This is a genomic window from Mycolicibacterium alvei (assembly GCF_010727325.1).
Lineage (GTDB): Bacteria > Actinomycetota > Actinomycetes > Mycobacteriales > Mycobacteriaceae > Mycobacterium > Mycobacterium alvei.
Window position 1 is genome coordinate 2597028 of record NZ_AP022565.1, and the last position, 16852, is coordinate 2613879.

Genomic DNA, 16852 nt, shown 5'->3' on the forward strand with positions numbered 1-16852 from the left:
TGCAGTACCGCAGCCGGGCAAGGGATACATCAGGGCCATCCGACGCGACGGCCTGCCCGACCTCCACATCTATTTCGGCTACACAACTGGCTTCACCTCCGAAGATGAGGTCAACCGAGCGGCGGCGAACGGGGCCGGCCGCGGCAGGAGCAGTTCCCAGAAGGGAACGTGGTATGTCGAGCACCCGACTAACCGGATGTACCGCGGCAGGGAGGACAGCGTTCGTGATGTCAGGCGGGAAGCAGGCTTCTGCAGATGCGGGATGCAGTTGTCCCTGACCGGAATCTGTCCCAGCTGCGATTGACGGCATCGGCCGATCGATCGCAGAATTTTATGACCGCCGGGGAAGATTTCGTGCCCGAAAGCGTCGCCTACGCCGCGCATCAGACCCCTGTTCACTGCGATGGAAGTAGCTGTGGCTAGCATGCGCGGATGCCGCTAGCAATTGGTGACAACGTCGCTGGATACACAATCTTGCGACTTCTTGGCGCCGGTGGAATGGGAGAGGTCTACCTTGCCCAACACCCACGCCTGCCCCGACCAGACGCACTCAAGGTCCTGCGCCCCGAGGCCTCATTGGATGAGGACTTCCGACAGCGATTCATTCGCGAAGCCGACCTCGCGGCCAGGCTGACGCACCCCAACATCGTCACCGTGCACGACAGAGGCGAGTTCAATGGTCAACTCTGGATTGCATCCCAGTACGTGGACGGCATCGATGCTGCCCGGATGCTGCACGACTCGTACCCAGACGGTATGCCGGCCAACTTGGCGTCAGCGATCATAAGCGCGATCGCCAACGCACTCGACTACGCCCATGAGCAGAACCTATTGCATCGAGATGTCAAGCCGGCCAACATACTTCTCAGTCATCCCGATCGCAGCGGAAGGCACCGCGCATATCTAGCAGACTTTGGCATTGCTCGGTCGTTGACCGAGGCTAACGGCCTTACCGCCACAAACATGACGGTGGGCACCTTCGCCTATAGTGCACCCGAACAGTTACTAGGCGAGGGAGTCGGCGACCAGGCCGACCAATACGCCCTGGCCGCGACCGCCTATCACCTGCTCACGGGATCACACCTGTACCCAAGCTCCAACGCGGCTGCCGTCATCAATCATCAGGTCAATAGCATTCCGCCCAGTCTCTCTGAAAAGCGACCTGAACTCGCGAAACTTGATCCCATATTGCAAATGGGCCTGGCGAAACGGGCCGGTGACCGATTCCTGCGTTGTGTTGACTTCGCCGACGCACTCGCTGATCACATCGACTCGCCGGGGGCGCCAGGACCGGTAGATCCCACAATCGCTGCGGCCAGGCCGACGGTGGAGCCTGCGCCCTACGGGCTGTTAGCAAAACAACCAGCCCGTGATCGGAAGGTACGTCGAACCAGAATTCTCGTCGCCACTGTCATGACGGGTGTCGTCGTTGCAGTTGGGGCGTTTCTCGCCGGGCGGCCATGGCAGAGTGGAGATGTCGAGGGGGCTCATCCATCAGAAGTAACAGGCAGCAGCGTCGCAGCAAGCCCCAAACCGGCCAATGCGCACGCCGCAGCAGCAGCGATTCAGGCCGCAGTCCCTCAGGTTACGAGCATCGTCGACCTGAACGAAGACACTGACGCCAACCACCTGCTCGGTAGGCCGAACGGCTATTCGGCGGCGACGGTATTGATCGATTCCCGCGCCGATTGCGACACGGGTTCCCCCGGTGCCAGTTGCGGAGCCACGATCGAGCAATGGCCCGATGAGACCGCGGCTCGCCGCAGGTCCGACTACCTCCAGCAGATTCATTCCTCCGTACCGATCCTTGGCACGGAATGGACGACCGTAAAAGGAGGTTTGCTGCTGAGGGTCAGCGGCGACCTCCCGGCTTCGGCAGCCAAGGTCTATGAGGCCGCTTTCGGCGCCGAGTCAACAAACAGCGTGACAACGGCCGCAGTACCCAATTCCAAAGAAGCACTGGAGATCCGAGCGCATCAACTCGACGTATTCGCATCGCGAGGGAACGCCGCTGCGGCCTACGAGTTCTACTCGCAGAGGTGCAAACAGACGCTCGGCGATCTCGACAGCTACAACGCCTTCCTCAACGAGTGGCTTAAAGGTCGCAAGCCGCAATACGCCGGCGTCACAGTGAAAGTGAACGGATCATCCGCCCAGGTGGTCTCAATCGACAACGACCCGAACACACCAGCAAGCTCCATGAACCCGAGGACATGGACATTCATCGACGGCGCTTGGCAGTTCGACAACTGCTAGCTCCGAGACCACATGGGGTCAGATTGGATCGACCGCCCATCCCGAGACAGGTGTGCACGGCAGCGGTGATCGAGGTCAGGTAATCGCAGACACGCCGTTGATCTGCTGCGAGCGGTTGCCCCCGCCGGAGTCAACTATCCGAGTATCCGATGCTGATGGTGTCGTCGAGATCCGCTGAAGCATCACGACCCAAACCAGTTCAAGATCCGCCGGAAAACATTGGCCAAGCCGTCACTTCCATACTGGTCGTTCGTTCCATTCCGGTTGCGTTCAATGGAATACGCCCTGTCGTAGTCATCAGGATCCCGCACGCGATAGCGGCCATCCGAATAGTCGAAGTAGAGCTGGCCATTGTCGAACTCGTCGCGGTCACATTCGAGCAGGGCAACAATCTTGCTGACCATGGCCTCATACACGTCGATTTTGTGATCCAAGTCGACTCGGAACAACAGGCTTCGAGCACCAAGTTCCTTGGCCTCCCGCTTCGTCCGGGAAAGCACCGAAGGCCAAGGATACTGTTGGCCACACCCGTGCCGGACGACGTATGTGGCGTGTTCACCCTTCCAAGGGCTGATCGCAATTGCGTCTTCGTCGGTGCTATTTGGCAGCGCCATTCTCAGTACGACGTAGCCGTTGTCGTTACCCGTCGACGAGAACGCACCTCGGTGGACAGTCGACTTCCGGTCCGGGAAACGCTTGGCCACTTCGAGCAACACCGCCGTGCGCTGAACGTCTGCCTCCCGGCCATGGAATGTGCCGCTACGGCGGACTTCATCGACAAACGACTGCACCAACTCTCCCGGTGGCAGCACCTCGAAGGGAAGATCCGCCACGGCCACTCGGTCGGCCGTTCGAGACCCATCCACGTAAAGGGCAGCGAGGAAATCGAAATCACCTGCCTCCAATGCGAGCAACTCCGCACGGCCCTTGGCGTACAGCGTTGCGGGATCATCGACGCCGAGGAGTTCGTCCACGAGAGTGATCGTCCGGGTGAGGTTGGCGATCGCTGCGGCGACATTGCGTGGTGAATCAATGACACGCGCCTCCGCAGGCGGCATGAGTTGGGTGAGCATCGTCTGTAGCAGTTCTGAGCAATCGTCGGTGCCGAAGGTCAACATGACAGCATGGCGCAAGAACGTCTGGCTAGCCCGCGCCCGGCGCAGCGCATCATCCGGTGAGCGCCAGGAAGTATCGACGTCAACCTTGTCGAATTCAGTAGCCAGTGCGCGCTCGGCGAGATGTGGACGGTTCTCCAAGAAACGGCCGTGGCGCGAAATCAAACGGGCAATGAGCTCCCTGTCGTCTCGGACGATAGAGCAAATGTATTTCAGCCGGCTCGCGGCAGAGTCGTCAAGCGAAGAGACAGGGCGGGCGGTCACTTCGCGCAGGCGCCATGCCAAATAGCCTCCGCCGCAGGCTGGGTCCGCGTCGAACGGCTCCAGGTTGTCCATAACAGTATCGGCGTCGAGTGACCTGCTGGAGGCTGCGATAACCAGGCTCGCCAGCTGATGCCGTCTCCCAACGGAATGCGCGCCGTCGACGTCTTCGAGATCTGAGTAGTAATCCTCGACAACGTCCTCCGCGATAAGGTCACCGACCAGGCCCACGCACTCTTCCCGAGTTCCGTTGTACCCGAGGCGGATATACCAGTCGTAGAACTCGCCGTTGTCTGCGGGCCGCCAGCTCTCGCCCCATCCTCTGACACCGAGCCCAATTGTGTCTACTGCCTCTACGAGTCGCTCGGCAGCTTCTTCCGACCCGTCGAAAACGAGGTAGTGGCCGAATCTATTGGTTTCCAAATACCACTCTTCGATTCCGAGGGCACCGTCGGCGACAGCAGACGCGGGCCTGCGAGCGTATGGAATAGCCACGTCAGCCGATACAAAAACGTTGCATTCCTCCTTACTCCGCGCGTCGTCGGCAATATTGATGACATCCCCCTCATACAGGGGATAGACCCACCCGCTATAGACGATCCCGGCGACTCCACCCGGCATCAATCGCACCGGACGGCCAGCCGCCTTCGCCACCGACTTGTCACCGTCGAAGATGACTGCGTCGACTGTCTTGGACGCCATCACATCACCTTTGTCAGAAACTCATTCAGCCTTGCCCGGCCGATCCCAACAAATCAGACCGCTTCCCACTCCATGTCACCACCAACGCATCTCGCGCGCGACTGCTGGCGACATAGAGCAGGGATCGCTCGCGCAGCAACGCTTCCGCGCGTTCTTCATCGGGCACGTTGCGCAGGGTCGCCGGTGACGGCACGTGCTTCTCATCAGCACCCGCGAGGACGACACGTGAGAACTCCATCCCCTTTGCCCGGTGCATGGTCATCACAAGCGGTTGGCCCGGTGTCGCAGCGTTCTTGTCGACGGCACGAGCTGTGACGCCGCGTTCGCCGAGCCCGCGTACGAAACGGTCGCGTTCGTCTTGGCTGCGGGTGAGCACGGCGATGCTCTCCGGCTCCACGCCGTCTTCCGCCAACCATTCCTTGACCTTCGTCGCCACCGATTCCAGCTCGGCAGCCAAGTCGGAGCATGGAATCAATTCCGGCACAGGGCCATTTCGCGCGGAGCGGTAATCGCTGGTCGACTCCTCCCCCTGTTCGAGATCGCGGTACTCCGCGCCGGAGAGCACGCTCACAGCGAAGTGGAGGTTCTGCGCGGTGGTCCGGTAGTTCAGCGTCAGCCGACGGGACCGGCCGACGATCTTGATCCCGAAGCGGCTCAACACAACCGGGCTGCCGTAGATCCGCTGATGTGAATCCTCGGCGATGAAGAGGTCGTTCGGCCCTTCTGCCGCCAGTGCCCGCAACAACGCCCAGTGCGTGGCGTGCAGATCCTGAGCCTCGTCGACGAGGACGTGGTCAGCCAGGTAGGTGCCGTCGCGCTCCGCGCGAACGCGCAGCGCCTCTGCGGCGAGGGCGAGGACTTCGGGGAAGCTGATGGTTTCGTCCATCTGGCTGTGCCGACGGAACGCCTCGACCAGCTTCCAGACGCCGATGCGCTCCGGACGGCTGAGCCGTACTCCCCGGCCGGGTCGCGCGACCTTGGCGTACTGCTCCAGCGTGGTGATGCGATTGGCCAGAACCACCGCCACGTATTCGCTCTCCAGAAATGTGGGGCCGGCCAATTTGGTGTCCAGCCCTGAGTCGACGGACTGGGCAACTTCTCGCCACACCGGATCGGATGCGGTTCGCTTAGAACCGAATTCGATGCCATGCCCGAACAATCGCTCACAGGCCGGCGCGACGGCAGATCCGGCTCGGTGCAGCACACCACTACCGAGTGCATCGATGCCACCGACGTAGACGCCGGGATCCCCGGGCTTGTCGGCGATCCGTACGTCGGGGTCCAGTGCCTTGAGGTCAGCTTTGAGGCCTTCGGCGAGAGCCTTGTTGTAAGTGGTCAGGATGATCCTGGCGTCCGGGTTGTCGCGGGCGAGGCGACGGGCCCGATGGATCGCGACGACAGTCTTACCAGTGCCGGCGCCACCTGAAAGACGAAATGCGCCAGAAAAATTCGACTCGACATACTTGCGTTGTTCGGGATGCAAGAACGTACGCCACGCGGCAAAGTCGCCGCCTTCGATGACGCGGCGCAGTTCTTCGTTATCTTCTATGAACGCGAACTGCATCTTCGAAGCTGGACGCTGCAGCGCCGCGATGATCTGCTGGTTCTCGTCGAGTTTCTTGTCCACCGGCTCTTTGGTAAACCCGTGGTTCTCCCTGATCGTCTCGATCGCGATGCCGGTGGCGAGTTCGAGCAGTGCGCTCCCCTCCCATTCGAGGCCGGTCGCCGCGGCCTCCAACAACGCCGACTCGTCCGGCGCCTCCATCGCCTTGGCCGCGAGCACGGGATTGATACCCAACCCCTCGGTGAGGTCGGTGAGCTTATAGCCGACCCCGGCAAGGTAGGACAGCTCGGGTTTCGCGACCAGTTCCGTGACAGGCGGAGCCTGAACCGGCTCAACGGGTGCGGAGTCTCCGATCAACCCTTCAAGGGTGCCGTTGATGGGGTTGACCCGTAGGGTCGCCTTTTCGGCGAGTTTGATCGCATCGTCGTGTCCCCAGGTGCCCATGTAGATGTACGTCGGGCCGCTGGACTTGTCGTCCACCCGAAACAGCACCGCGCGGTAGTGCAGGTCGACGCGCCCCGTGCGCACGCGGGGATCGATGGCCACATGCAGCGGTTCGATGTGCAGCGAGGGTTGAGTGTCATCGGCGGTGAGCTTCTCGAAGAAGTCGTACACCTTGTTCTTGACCGAACCGTCCAGCTTCGACATGCCCTTGCTGTTCGACGCGATAACCAGATTCGCCACCTACACCACTCCGTTCAATTTCAATGCCTCGACAATCTCGTCGACATCCGGCGCGCACAGCGTCCACCCGTCCACCGGTTCCGCTTCATCGAACACCACAGCCACCCGACCACCGGCCCATGCCATGTCCAGCACATCGCCATTCGTCGTCTCGTAACCCAGCTCGGGTGCCGCAGCACCTGCGGCAGCCAAGGCCCGGATGAGTTCGCGTTCTGCGTCGGACACCGCCTCGTCGAACAGGAGCTGCCATTCCGCAGGCAGCTCGGGCTCTCCTGCCTCCGCAGGCCCGGACACCGGGGCCGATGCCAGCAAGGTGCGGGTGCTGACCCGGCCGGGGTCGCTGATCCCCAACCAGTTCGACAGCCGCAGCCATTTCTTCCACGCCTTCCCGCCCAGGTCTTCCAACCGCTCGTCTCGGTCATCGACGGCGAGCACGGCCTGTGGCGGGTCGGACGTGGTGCGGACGCCGGCGGTGACGGTGACGCTTCCGTCTACATATGCCCAGCACATGTCGGACCCGGCCGCTTCAAACGGCGTTGATCCGTCCAGCGTCGCCAACGCCGCCGCGGTGACCTCGTCAACATCAGACTTCACCCTGTTGTCACTGCGGACGAACAAGTACGGCATCCACTTGCTGAAGTGTCGCCAGGCGTCGATGTCGGGAGTCACCATGAACTCGAGCAGTTGCGATACCGGGTCTTTGGCTTGCAGCCGAACCAAACCCGGTTGAACATGGAACCGGCTGGTGACGAAGCTAGTGGCCTTTTGATCGAACCAAGCCGGCTCGATCGACTCCCCAGATTTGAACCGCTGCAGATCCTCATGTCCGAAGACCCACACCAGATAGCCCGCGGCCCGCAATGCGGCACGTTTGTCGGCGTCGTCGGCGACGCGGTTGCGGTCTCCGGTCCCCGCGTGAAATGCGCGACCGTCGGCGAAGATCGCGACGCGGGGGATGTCCGGGTCGGCGGTCTGCAACACAAAGTCGGGTTTCACGAAGTCCAGCGAAACCTGCGGTCGCAGTGACCATTTCCGCGCCTTGCTGCCCTGCAGGGTGATGGTGGCCGACGGACCGTAGGTTCCCGGCTTCTCCACGACGGCGGCACCCATCAACTTGAGCCGCTCGATGAACGAGCAGTAGTAGTCGCGTTCCAGGAACGACTCGTCGCTGAGCGGCGTGCTGGGCGGTGCCTGCTCGGTCACGTCGGCGGTCCAGGCATCCAGCTCGGGCGTGCCGTGGGCGCCGACCTCGAGGATGCCGTCGAGCAGATTCAACGCGGTCAGCCGTGACACCTTGTCCATCTCGTAAGGCGCAGCGAACGGCAGCAGGCAGCGGTGGCAGGCCAGCCGATCCTCGTCCCGGCACGGGCATTCCCGCAGAATCTGCCGGGCCGCCGCCAGCACCGCGAAAACCTTGGTGTGGTCAGCGAATTCGGCGAGGTATCCGGTCCCGCCGGGAACCGTGTCGTGGATCAGCAGCGCGCGTCGGTCGGGCGCCCAGAGCGCATCGCTGATGGTGGCGACGTCGAGATGCTCGGGTGATCCGCCGATCACCTCGCGCAGGCCGAGCAGGATCGCGGCGGCCAGGCTGGGGTGGGCGAAGTTGTCGTACTCCATCTGCGGAGGCAGGTGTAGCAGCACGCCCTGAGTGCGTAGTCGTCGCGCCAGCGCGATGTCACGGACGTCCTCGGCCGCCGAGCCCCGCAGGCGACACCAGGTGCGGTGCTCGTATCGACTGTTGCGCCCGGCCTCCCGGTCGAGTTGCCCACACGACGCGCAGACCCGGAACAGGCCGCTGGCCGATTCCTGCCCGGCAATCATCCGAGTCTTGCCCTTGGACGCCCGCCCGCCGAGATTGATCCAACGAATATCCAAGCGCCGCAGGTATTCCGCACCGAACGACGAGCTGGAGCGGAACCAGGTGCGCCCCACCTGGGTGGGGTCGACGTCGGCGGCGGTCACCACGGTGAACGGTTCCTGTGCGCGGTTGTCGCGCAGGTCGTTAATGGTGGCCTCATCCCGGCGCACTTCCGCCGAAACGCGGGTCATCTCGACGACCGACAGGTGCTGACTCACGTCGGCGATGCCTGAGCTGTGGCAGCGCGGGCAGCTCGACACGGGATCAGGTCCCGCAGCGGACGCGCTGCTGCGCACCCACCCGCACTGTGGGCAGACTTGCCAGTCGTGGATGTTGGATTCACCGGTGCCCAGGTCGACCGCGTCGATGGTGACCGCGAGGCCTTGGGCGTAGAAGGTGGCGCCCGGCGCGAGCTCGGTGAGCGCAACCCGGGAGCCGCGTTGATAGCTGAGTTGCTCGCCCATGTAGTCGTTGCTGTCCGGGTCGATCCAGGTCACGCCGACATCCAGGGTCACCGCGTCGTCGAGGAGCGTGTAGTTGGGCAGCACGCCGTAGCGTTCGAGCACCGAGATCCAGTAGTCGCGAGTCAGCGAGGTGATCTGGGCGCCAAGCAGTTTGCGTGAACCCTTGGCGATCTTGAAGGCCCGACGGTCGTCGTCGGTGGCGGCCGGGGAGGTGGCCCGGCGTTCGAACTCGGGAAGATCCGCGTCGACGGTAGCCTGCCGTTCGGTGAGTTCTTTGAGGTCGAGTTGCCATTGGTAGGCCGCGGCCATCAGGCGCTGGGTGAGGCCACTGGGTCCGCCCTGCGGTGGCGCGCTCGCCCAGGATCGCAGGGCGTCGACGGCATCGGAGCTGAGATGTTCCCCGAACTGGGCCAGGAAGCGGTCCAGCAGCGCGTCGGCGTCGGTGGCGGCGGTCTCCATCAACCGAGCCAGCCAGCTGTCCGCCCCGTTGTCTCCGAGCACCGACCGTGCATCCTTGGGCGCCGCCAGCTGCGGGTCACGGGCGAACTGGTCGACGATGTGCGCAATGTACTGGCGTTGCAGGATCTCCTCGGCGCTGAGGAACGTCGCCGGCGGGCGTACATCCCCCTGGATCACCGACAGCGGCTCGAACAGCTTGGGCAGATGTTCGCCACGGCCGCGAACGTAGGCCAGCACCAACGAGTTTCCGGTGAGCCGGCCGGCGCGCCCCACACGCTGCAGGTAGGACGACACCGATCGGGGCAGCGACCCGAGCATGACGGTGGACAGGTCACCGATGTCGATGCCCATCTCCAGGGTCGGGGTCGCGACGAGCACGTTGGGTGCTTGCGGGTCGGTACCGCCGCGTTTGAAGGCAGTCTCATATTCGAGGCGGGTCTTGGTCGGCAGCAGGCCGGTGTGTTCCCGTGCGACGACACGTTTCATCTCCGTGGAGTCGTAGAGACGCCGGTAGAAGTTGTCGGTCTTCGCGCTACGACGCAGCCGCCCGGGGCAGCGGATCAACGTGCAGGGTGCCCCGTCCAGTTCGTCGACGGTGGTGGCACTGCCCGGCACCGGGGTTTGGCAGATGTCACAGGCCAGCAGGTGCCGCGCGTCGACGAGCGCTTCCAGCGTAGGAGCGCTGACCTGGACGGTGGCCGGCGACAATCCGTAGACGGTGGAGCCGGTCTCGGTGGTGATGGTGGACAGCAGCATCTGCTCGGCGAGTTCGGCGAACAGCGCCTTGGCCAGGAAGGTGCCGTCGTGGGGGCTGACGTCCAGGCATCGCGACGTCCATTGCGCGTACCAGGAAGACGGGGCCGTGATCGGGTCGAATCCCTCTGGCAGGGCACCGGTTCCGGACTTGAGGGCCGGAAAGGCCGGGGCGGGGCGACCTTTCGGGAAGGCTGGCATGCCCTGTCCGCGTGGGCGCCCACCCCACACGTGGTAGCGGTTGGCGTTCTTCTCGAGGTAAGGCCGCAGCCAGTCGTGGTGAATGGCGCCGCGGGTACGGATCCGTTCGACCGTGCCCCGCACCCACTGGGCCAGTGCTGCATCGGAGACCCCGGTCAACGGAAACTGGGCGGGGTCGGCCTTGTCGAGGGCACGCTTCCCGATGATCGGTGCCTTGTGTGCGGCCCCCAGGTAGACCTCGGCGGCGACGCTGCCGGTGAGTTCCAGGGTGCGGCCGGTGCGGGACTGCAAACCGAATTCGAGGTCGACGTCGAACCGCAGCCGGCGCTTGGCCTTGTTTTCCGCCGCCCGCCGCGAGTTGGGATGCACGTCGGGCTTCCAGAACGCCACGAACTCGTCGCGGTCAACGATGTCCGGCGGCAGCAGCTGGTAGCGCAGCATCGGATCGTTTCCGGCTCGGTCGATGACGGCTCGGGCGAGCTCGTCGAGGTCGAGTTCGGCGTCACCGAGCGCTCCGCGCAGCGCCGTGCGCAGGCTGAGGCTGTGGGAGCGTGCCTGCACGAAGCCTGCGCGGTGCGCGGCGTCCTGCACGCTGTCGGTGAACATCAACGCCTTCTTCTCGGCGGCGTCGAGATCCTTGTCGCCGAACAGGTTCGACAGGGTCACCGACAGCTGAGTGGCCACCGCGCTGCCGAGGAACCGGATGCCGTCGGCGGCTCCGCAGGCCGGGCAGACGTCGTTCTTGGATTGCTCGTCGGCGTCGGGCCCGATCAGGGTGAGCACCGGCAGCACCCGGCCGTCGACAACATCCGGGCTCTGCGGGTCCGGTGTGGCATCGAGGAGTTCACGCTGGTCGAGGTGGAACCACCGCAGACCGTGGACCTTGTCGGCGACCTGCGCTTCGGCGGGCGCCGAGATGAGCGCACGGAATCGGGAGGCGCCGGCGGCGTGGTCGGCGCGGATTGCCTCGTCGGTGACGTCGAGGGCGCTTCCGGTCGGTGCCAGCCGTGCACCCCAGCCCGAGCGTCCGCAGTGCCGGCAGTACACCGCGGGCAGATACAGCTCGTCGTCGACGGAGGTCCCGTCGTCGGACCAGCGGTATTCGGTGGCGGCCCGCACGGCGCGGTCGACACGGCTGAGTTCCCGGATCCACAGGTGCACATCGACCCCGAGCGCCGCCCGGCCGGTCTCGGCCCGGACGTGCGAGAGCATCGCAACAACGAACTCCAGGAACCGAATACGGATGTCGCGGGTGCGGGTGGCATCGCGATCGACGGGGACCGCCGGAAACACCTGCTCGGCCAGGTCGGGCAGCGACACCGCGTCGACGGCGTTCTCCAACACCGCCTGGATGAAGCGGTGCCGCTTGAGCTGATCGAGCATCTCCTCGGCGTCCAGGTCCGACGCAGTGGCGGGATCACCTGCATGTCCTGACTTCTCAAAGAGGTCAGATTGGACGGGCTGCTCGAAAAGTTCAGACTGGGTGGGCTTCGCAAAGCGATCAGATTGGAACATCGTCTCGAAGAGCTCGGCGAATACCGCAGTGGCGATGGCATGGTTGTCGCCGTCGCCTCGATCGAGGGCGGTGATCCGGTCGAGCGCGTCGGGCAGCGCCGGTTCGATCGGCTTCCAGGCATGGTCGTGGCTGCCCAATCGGGCTTTGCGCCATTCGCCGGGGTTCAGCCGGGTTTCCTCGATCACTGCGTCGGCGCCGAACGGTTCCCCGAACACGGTGTACGCGAAATCGAGCATGGCGGCTGGGGCGGAACGTGAGCCCAGGGTCGCCGACGTCGCGACCGGGGTCACCTTGCCGAGCGGACGGGCACGGTCGCCGTCGGTGACCCGCGACGTGGCAGTCCAGTGAGCTTTGAGGGTGAGACCAAGCCGACGCAGCAGCATCGCGACATCGGTGCCCTGCGCGCCGTCGTAGGTGTGGAATTCATCGAGCACCAGGTATTGCAGCGATTCGGCTGACAACTGCCACATATCGGCGCGGTCGGGGCGCAACAGCATATGGTCGAGCATCTTGTAGTTGGTGAGCAGGATGTCGGGCGGCGAGTCGTGCATGAGGGAGCGATCCGTGATCAAGCCGTCCGCCGAAACCCGAGTGCGCCCACCGCCGCTCTGCTCACCGGTGTAAATACCCGCAGTGACTGCGCCAAGGGCTGGATCCCCGGAGATCAGCTTGGCCAGTCGCTCGGCCTGATCGTTGGCGAGCGCGTTCATCGGGTACAGGATCAGCGCCTTCATCCCGGTGACACCGGACTTCTTGGCGCGCAACACGTGATCGAGGATCGGGTACAGGAAAGCCTCGGTCTTGCCCGACCCGGTGCCGGTGGTGACCAACGTGGGCTGCGGCCGTTCCTGGTGATGGGTGGAGAGCCGCTCGAACGCCCGCGCCTGATGCCCGTACGGTGTGAAATCGGCTGGCCACCAATCCAGGTCGTCACGCCAGTCGTCACTGGCCGGGGCGAACGGCAGCCGCAGCCGCACATACGGCCCCTTGAACATCCCGTTGACGGGATCACCGATGAAGTCGGTCAGAACCGCCTGGGCGTCGGGGTCGGTCAACGCGAATGTCGTTGCCAGGTAATCGGTCAAGCCCTCCCGCAAGTGTGTCGCTTGCAGGGTAGGAAGTAGTGCGCCCATCAGATTGCCTCCGTCTGCGCGCTCAAGCACTGGTGACCACGCCTATGTTTCCAAACGACGTTGTTCGTGTCATGGCAATGTGCAGGCGCGGCGCCCGATCTGATTCGCGCCAGGTCGTTCTCGGCGCGAGGTTCTCCAGACGTGTCACTTCGTGCACTGATATGCACTCTCTGGCCAGATTGTTGCTGCGCCCACGAGCCGAGTGCGTCGAGCGCTGGCACGAGCTTCGGATGCTTAATCGTCATGAGCAAAATTCAGTAACTTGTCGTATGCCACTCGCTTCTCTGGCCATTGCCATGCCGGTATCTCAGCCGGTCGATCCCGATGAGCGGCGTAGGTCAGCACTAGGTGATGTTTCGCACGCGATATTGCGACGAAGAACTCGGACATGGCGACGGTGGGATCGCCCCGGAACAGTTGTCGGTCCACACCAAGGACGACGACCTTTTCAAACTCCAGGCCTTTGCATTTGTGGATGGTGAGGAATCGTATTGCCTCTTCATCCGACAGACGCCGGAGGGCCTGGACTGGGTCACCGTCCAGCGTTAACTCGCGTCCGAATGCGTCGAGTGCTTGCTGGATCAGTTCGTCTAGATACGTGCCATGCTGGTACCCGGGAGACAATGCGGTGAGCACCGGTCGCGACACCATCTCCAGGAATTCGTTGACGAGCGTTCGCCAAGCTCCGATCTCGGCTAATTCGAAGTCGGGACTGCGCACTTCTGCTCGCGCTTTAAGGAGCATTCGCTTCATGCGGCTGTCGAAACGAGCGGCCTCTTCCTCGGAACTGCTGGCACGGTTAGCGATTCGCATCACTTCGGTGTAGGCGTCGGGTTGCCTGTCGTCGGCGATGACGCGAATAAAATTGAGAACGAGCGCGGATGCTGGTTCGGCCACCAGGTCCTGACTCTCTTGCTCATTACGGAACGGGATGCCGCACTCGGTCAGTTCGCGGCCGAGCACGGCTGCGACCAGGTGAGGTTGCTGGCGCACCAGGACAGCGATCTCTGTCGGCGCGACTCCAGCTTGGAGCCAGTCTTCGATGTAGCCCGACACCGACTCGGCTTCCTCAGCCTCATTGTCGAAGTTGCGCCTGTCGATGATGCCATCACCACCGATAAGCTGCTCGGCGGGACTGACCGCTCCGGGGTCCATTTCTGCGATCATCCGATTCTGCATCCGCCTTAATCGCGGGGCGGAGCGGAAGTTCTGATACAGGGGGAGCGGAAGTGCCGAAAAGTCTTCCGCAAACGTCTGTAGCACTCCGTCCAGGGCGCCAGCCCACACCATAATCCGCTGTTTCGTATCGCCGACGGCCGTCAAGACTTGCGACGCCTGACCGAACGCCAGTTTGATCATCTCGTACTGCGGTTTCGTACAGTCCTGAAACTCATCGAGAAACACATGGCTGAAGGTTTGGCGGGTTCCTCCAACGGCGTACGCGTTGGATTCGAGAATTTCCAATGCCAGAGGCACCAGGTCGTTGAAGGTTATTTGCTCACGCGCTATACGAGTAGTGAAGTCGACGCGGTAGTCCGGATCGAGAGCGTTCTGCCCCGTCAAAGCTTGTCGGAAGTTGTCGATCAGTCGTTTGGCGAAAGCGTGGAAAGTGAAGCTGTCGAACCTCGCCGCCAGGTGAGCTCCAGAACGGCTGCGAACTCGGTCCCTCAGGTTTCGAGCCGCGTCGACTTTGACACTCAGGGCCAAGATTCGGCGCGGATAGTTACATTGACCCGTGCGGAGCAGAAAATCCGCCCGCTGAGCCAACAACTCGGTCTTTCCCGCACCCGGCCCCGCAGCGACCACCACGTTCTGGTCCGCCATCGTCGCAGCCTTCAAGGCGTTTGGTTCGAGGATGAAACCGTCGATGGGTTGCCACTGGTCGGGGAGAATCATTCTGGAAGCCCGGCAAGTTTCTTGCGCACATCTGCGACCAAGCGACTCAACGTGCTCGGCAGGCCGTCCAGAAGCTGCTTGTCGCTTAGCTCCGCCAATGCAGTCAAGTGTGCCGCGGGTTTGCTACCCAGATCAAATTTCTGATGGTAATCATCAAACAATCGGAGAAGATTATCGGGCAGGCGTCCTTCGTTCACATGGCTTTTTCCGAGCACAGCCACGATCGCATCATCATCGGCCTCAGACGGCACGACCCCGTAAGCATCGGGATAGGCGGCCATCATCATCAGATCGAGATCGACTGGGTCGGAGAAGTAGACGCCATGCTCCTCAAGCACCGCAACGGGCCCGCGGCCCTCGTCAAAGTTCCGGTCCGGGTCGATGAAAGCCGGAAAGTCTTGATCGTCGTTCCACTTAGGAAGCTCGTCAACCTTTGCCTTCGCGAACGTGTCTGAGCGAACGGCATTGATCTGCTTCAGAGCGTTGCGCACTCGACCCCAGCCACCGTGATAGCGACCAGCATCGAGGTCAAGCAAAGTGACGTGAGGAATCTGCAATTCGTTGAGTAAACGCCAAAAGTGGTTGACGTGCCGCCCGCCGAGCGGCACCACCAGCACGGAAGCATCTTCCTCAGCGATGCCGGCAGCAGCCAAAAAACGTGGCAACACGACCTGCTCACTGTCGCCCTCGCCGAGCACGACGAATCGAGAGAAGTACAACTCTGGATAGGCCTGGACGGCTTCCCGTACGTACTTGGCGGCCATCTCGCCGTCCTCCGGTAGGACGATGCGCTTGACGATGGTCTCCCTCACATCGTTCAATCGCAAGAATCGGATCGCGTCTGGATCCACGCGACGCAGCAGCGTTGGTGCGTGTGTCGCGATGAGTGACTGAACATCGCCCAAATCACATGCAGCTCGCAGCTGACGGATGATTCGGCCGAGATACTGTGGCGAGAGGCTGTTTTCTGGCTCTTCCAGTGCAATGACCGTATGTACGGGCGGGCGCAACCGGTCAGCATCCAACGTCGACTCCTCGCCGCTGAGCACTCGTCTGGCGAGAGCCTGCCAGGCAAGGACGAGCGAGATGTAGAGCAAAGACTTCTGACCGTCACTTAACCTCTCGAATGGCAGTGGCACAGTGTCATGCGAGGGCGAGAACGTCACAGTAATCTGACGCAGCACGCCCTCAAAATCACCTCGCCCGAATGCAATTGACGGATCCTTGAAGTACATGCCTCCGTGAAGCCCTTGCCATTCGTCTGTCAAACGCAAACCTATGCTGCCCACCGCAGCATTTCCTACAAGCGAGGTCGTGATTTGTGCTGAAAGATCACCAATATCTACCCGCTCTTTCGTCCAATCTGCAGCTCGCAAACACCGGCCGATTAGCGAGGCCGTCGTGTATGAGATGTGGTCAGCTGGGTCGCGGCGCGCAGGCAGGTAGTGCACTTCAATATGTCCGCGATCGTAACGAGACATGTCGGCACGACGAGTTGGATTGCCGAATTCGTCTGTCTCCAATACATACTCAATCTTCTCGTCGATGAAGCCGTCGAGGGCGAGCGTCGCGGTCAGGCGTACACGGATCCGCGGCACCCCCTCTGCGCTATCGATCGCCATGTGCGCGAAGTTTGGTGGGACCGATCCATGTTGTGCGCCGTCGCGGGTTTCCGGGAACTCGACATCCACCTCAAGCCAAAGGGTCTGCCCGTCGGCTCTAATATCGGCCGGCGACTTGTCGATTGGCACATGGAAGTCTTCGACACGAATTCTCCGTTGAGTCTGCGACGGGCCGAACATTCGCGAAAGCGCTTCCAGCACAGCGGTCTTGCCAGTACCGTTCGGCCCAAGTATATAGGTCATACCAGCGAGACCAATATCCGTCGACTTGGGACCAAAACATTGAAAGTTGCTGACCCGGAGCGTCGTTATTTTCACAGAAGTATCGCCGTCTTTCTTGAGGTACTGATGCCTACACTGCATGAAAG

At 62.5% G+C, this 16852-nt stretch carries 6 protein-coding genes; 1 reads left to right on the plus strand and 5 read right to left on the minus strand.

Annotated features, from left to right (window positions below):
• Positions 1 to 432: 432 nt before the first annotated feature.
• Entirely contained in the window at positions 433 to 2256 is a 1824-nt protein-coding gene (locus tag G6N44_RS29870) for a serine/threonine-protein kinase (RefSeq protein WP_163664411.1), read from the plus strand.
• Positions 2257 to 2438: 182 nt separating this feature from the next.
• On the opposite strand, the gene G6N44_RS12595 is transcribed toward G6N44_RS29870, so the two are convergent.
• From G6N44_RS12595 to G6N44_RS12615, 5 genes are all read right to left on the minus strand, one after another.
• Positions 2439 to 4334: a hypothetical protein gene (locus G6N44_RS12595; RefSeq protein ID WP_163664413.1), complete on the minus strand. Its 1896-nt coding sequence runs from the start codon at positions 4332 to 4334 to the stop codon at positions 2439 to 2441.
• Positions 4335 to 4359: 25 nt separating this feature from the next.
• Positions 4360 to 6582 (minus strand): 3'-5' exonuclease, encoded by a 2223-nt coding sequence (locus tag G6N44_RS12600; RefSeq protein WP_163664415.1) that lies wholly within the window; start codon positions 6580 to 6582, stop codon positions 4360 to 4362.
• Positions 6583 to 12966: a DEAD/DEAH box helicase gene (locus tag G6N44_RS12605; protein ID WP_163664417.1), complete on the minus strand. Its 6384-nt coding sequence runs from the start codon at positions 12964 to 12966 to the stop codon at positions 6583 to 6585.
• Positions 12967 to 13200: 234 nt separating this feature from the next.
• Positions 13201 to 14862 carry an ATP-dependent helicase gene (locus tag G6N44_RS12610; protein ID WP_163664419.1) on the minus strand — a complete coding sequence of 554 codons (1662 nt, stop codon included), beginning with the start codon at positions 14860 to 14862 and terminating at the stop codon, positions 13201 to 13203.
• A complete protein-coding gene (locus tag G6N44_RS12615) occupies positions 14859 to 16727 on the minus strand; it encodes an ATP-dependent nuclease (RefSeq protein WP_235683015.1) in 1869 nt (622 codons plus the stop codon). The genes G6N44_RS12610 and G6N44_RS12615 overlap by 4 nt, the downstream gene beginning before the upstream one ends.
• Between the last annotated feature and the right edge of the window lie 125 nt (positions 16728 to 16852).

Bases quoted from the DNA above. Each gene is read 5' to 3' on its own strand.
- G6N44_RS29870 (WP_163664411.1), top strand. From the start codon at position 433: ATGCCGCTAGCAATTGGTGACAACGTCGCTGGATACACAATCTTGCGA.
- G6N44_RS12595 (WP_163664413.1), bottom strand. From the start codon at position 4,334: ATGGCGTCCAAGACAGTCGACGCAGTCATCTTCGACGGTGACAAGTCG.
- G6N44_RS12605 (WP_163664417.1), bottom strand. From the start codon at position 12,966: ATGGGCGCACTACTTCCTACCCTGCAAGCGACACACTTGCGGGAGGGC.
- G6N44_RS12610 (WP_163664419.1), bottom strand. From the start codon at position 14,862: ATGATTCTCCCCGACCAGTGGCAACCCATCGACGGTTTCATCCTCGAA.
- G6N44_RS12615 (WP_235683015.1), bottom strand. From the start codon at position 16,727: ATGACCTATATACTTGGGCCGAACGGTACTGGCAAGACCGCTGTGCTG.